A 3,465-nucleotide genomic window follows, 5' to 3' on the forward strand; every position below is an offset into this window, starting at 1 on the left:
CCCCAGCACGAACGACATCAGGGCGATCGTCGGCGGCAGCGCCGGGTGGATGAAGGAACGCAGCAGCCGGCTGGCGTCCTTGATCGCGGTGCCCCAGTCGGGGCTTTCCGGCGCCAGCCCCAGGCCGAAATAGCCGAGCGTTCCGAGCAGGATCGTCGTGTAGCCGATGCGCAGGCACGCATCGACGATCAGCGGCCCGCGCGCATTGGGCAATATCTCCCAAAGCATGATGTACCAGGGCGATTCACCGCGCGTCTGCGCCGCCGCCACATAGTCGCGCGTCTTGATGTCCATGGTCAGCCCGCGCACGATGCGGAACACGCCGGGGCTGGAAGCGAACACCACCGCCACGAAGATGTTGAGCTGGTTGGGATCGATGTGGACGATGTGCAGCGGATCCTTGTCGAAGACCAGGCCGACATAAATCCAGCCACCGAGGATAAGCGTGATACCGAGCAGGATATAGAGCCGGTCCGGCCGGTTCTTGAAACGCGTCCAGAACAGGACGCTGAAGAAGATGATCGGGAACAAGAAGAACAGACCCGCCATCGCATAGGGGATCGGCGTGTCCATGATGCCCGGTGTCACCAGGAGGTAGAACAACAGGATCACCGGGAAAGCCAGCACCAGATTGGCGAGGAAGGACAGCAGCGTGTCAATCCTGCCGCCGTAATAGCCGGCCGGCAGGCCGAGCGTGATGCCGACCATGAGCGCGAAGCCGGTGGCGGCCGGCGCGATGATCAGCACGATCTGGCTGCCGTAGACCATGCGCGAGAACACGTCGCGGGCGAGCTTATCGCCGCCGAAATAATAGATCAGCTTCGACGCCGGCTCGATCGCGCCGGGCAGCGCGTCCTTCATCACCGAGACCTGCGCCAGGGGATCGAAGGGCGAGATGGTCGAAGCGAAGATCGCCGTGAACAGCCAGAACAGGCAGATGAAGACGCCGGCGATGCCGACGCCGCTGTCAAAGAGCTGGCCGTAAAGGCCAAGCCGCTTCTTATAGGCAAAGCTGACGCCCATCACTAGGATCAACGCGATCCACACCGGCCAGAAACGCCAGAGCACGCCGACAACGATGTCGAAGGCATTGATATACTCGGTCTGCATCGGCCCTGCCCCTTATTGAACCCTGATGCGCGGATTGAGGAACGCGTAGCCGACATCGGAGATGAGCTGCGTGATCAAGACGATGAACACCGAAACCAGCGAGCAGCCGAGCAGCAGGTCGATGTCGTTGTTGCCCGCAGCCTCGACCAGCGTATAGCCGAACCCCTGGTAGCGGAACATCACCTCGACGATGACGACGCCGGTGAGCAGCCAGGGAAACTGCAGCATGATGACGGTAAACGGCGCGATCAAAGCGTTGCGCAGCGCATGCTTGACGACCACGCTGCCGAAGGACAGACCCTTGAGGCGGGCAGTTCGGATGTATTGCTGCGTCATCACCTCCACCATCGAGGCGCGCGTCATGCGCGCGATGTAGCCGATGCCGTAGATGGCAAGTGTCATCACCGGCAGGGTGAAATTGTAGAAGGTGAGGCCCTGGCTGGCGGACGCAGCCGAGCCGTTCAGCCAGCCCAGCCAGGATGCGAAGATGACGGTGAAGATGACGCCCGAGACATATTCAGGCGTCGCCGTCGAGGCGATCGAAGCGACAGACAGCGTGCGGTCGGTGCGCGAGCCCTCGCGCATGCCGGCAAGGATGCCGATGAGCAGCGAGATCGGCACCATCACCACCAGCACCCAGAACATCAAAAGCCCCGTTGCGCCGAGCGCCGGAAAGAGCTTCGCCGCGACGGTCGTCTTGAATTTGGTCGAGCAGCCGAAGTCGCCCTGCAGCACGCCGGAGAATGTCGGCGCGACCGGGTCGTTGCAGAAGGAGAAGCGCTGCGCCGGTTTTCCAGTCGCCGGGTCGGTGATCGGCTGTTTGGGGAGAACCCCCAGCCACTGGCCGTAGCGCAGGAAGAAGTTCTGGCGGTAGCCATGGTTGGCCAGCCAGCTTTCCAGCTGTTCGGCGGAGGTGTGCATTTCTGTCTGGCTGATCGCCAGCTTCTTCAGATTGGGACCGAGATTGATCAGGAAAAAAACGACCAAGGTCAGGCACAGCATCGTCAGCGCCATGGTGCCGAGACGTCTCAGGATGAAAGAAAGCATGGCGGACCCCTGCCGATGGGTTGGGGGAGCCTGATTGCGCGACCACTCCGACGCGATGCGGGGCAAGCCGGCAAACTGACCTTCGAATGCAATCAACCCAGTTTATTGCATGACCCCATTCGACGAGTCCGCAACTTTTTCGTTGCAACGGCTCTCCGGTCCCGGGTCACGCGAGGAAGGGGACAAAGGGGCCGAGCGCCCCTTTGTCCGTTCGTTCCGATCAGGCCTGTTCCAGCCAGACCTTGCCGTAGTCGTGCTCGTAGGTCGGGTGCATTTTGAAGTTCTGCACCGCCTTGGTCGAGTGGCTGTAGAGCTTGCGCCAGTACGGCTGGATGATGATGCCGGAATCCTGCAGGATCTGCTCGATGTCCTTCATCATTTCCTTGCGCTTGGCCGCGTCGGCGACGGCAAGCGCGGCGTTGAGCTTGGTATCCCAGTCGGAATTCGACCAAGCAGTCTCGTTCCAGGCTTCACCGGTGCGATAGCCGATCGCCAGAACCTGCACGCCGAGCGGGCGCATGTTCCAGTTGGTCATCGACAGCGGATACTTCGTCCAGTCGTTCCAGAAGGTCGAGCCCGGCAGCACCGTGCGCTTCACCTTGATGCCGGCGTCGCGCAGCTGGGCTGCGATCGCGTCGCCGGTGTTCTTGTGCCAGTCCTCGTCGACCGTGATCAGCTCGTGCTCGAAGTCGGCCTGGCCTGCCTCCGCCATCAGGGCCTTGGCCTTGGCGGCGTCGCGCTTGATCTTCGGCAGCTCGAAATATTCCGGATGGATCGGGCTGACGTGATGGTTCTCAGCGGGCGTGCCGGCATTGCCGTAGCCGAGCTGCAGGACGACCGCGTTGTCGACGCCGAGCTGCAGCGCCTGACGAACCTTCTGGTTGTCGTACGGCTTGTGGTTGACATTGGTGCGGCAGACGATGGTCGCAGCCGTCACCACCTCGGATTTCACCAGGTCCATGCCGTCGAGGATCGAGACATAGTCGGCCGAGGTCTCGAAATTGGTGTGCACTTCACCAGCCTCGAAGGCGCTGACCATGGCGCCAGGATCGGTGCCGTAGTCGATGAACTCGATGCCGTCGAGGAACACCTCGCCGTCCCACCACTTGTTGTCTGCGCGGCGCTTGTAGACGACCTTCTGGCCGACGTCGTAGGAAACGAGCTCGAACGGGCCGGTGCCGATCGGGCAGGCTTTGAAATCGCCGCCCTTCTCGTCGAAGCTCTTGTGGACGATCAGGCCCGGATAATCGCACATGTTCGGGATCAGCGCGATGTCCGGCTTGCCGAGTTTCAGCTTGACGGTCATGT

General features: G+C 61.8%; 3 protein-coding genes. All 3 read right to left on the bottom strand.

Annotation, left to right across the window (positions count from 1 at the left end; translation table 11 throughout):
- Positions 1-1,110, bottom strand: a 1,110-nt coding sequence (locus EOA28_RS29200) for an ABC transporter permease (protein WP_148670920.1), incomplete at its 3' end; no start/stop codon positions are given.
- Between the two features lie 12 nt (positions 1,111-1,122).
- Entirely contained in the window at positions 1,123-2,157 is a 1,035-nt protein-coding gene (locus EOA28_RS29205; RefSeq protein WP_126081935.1) for an ABC transporter permease, read from the bottom strand.
- A 220-nt stretch (positions 2,158-2,377) separates the two neighbouring features.
- The coding region (locus EOA28_RS29210) for an ABC transporter substrate-binding protein (RefSeq protein WP_148670921.1) at positions 2,378-3,465 on the bottom strand (1,088 nt) is incomplete at its 5' end.

The organism is Mesorhizobium sp. M2A.F.Ca.ET.067.02.1.1 (genome assembly GCF_004023285.1).
Classification (GTDB): domain Bacteria; phylum Pseudomonadota; class Alphaproteobacteria; order Rhizobiales; family Rhizobiaceae; genus Mesorhizobium.

Bases quoted from the DNA above. Each gene is read 5' to 3' on its own strand.
- EOA28_RS29205 (WP_126081935.1), bottom strand. From the start codon at position 2,157: ATGCTTTCTTTCATCCTGAGACGTCTCGGCACCATGGCGCTGACGATG.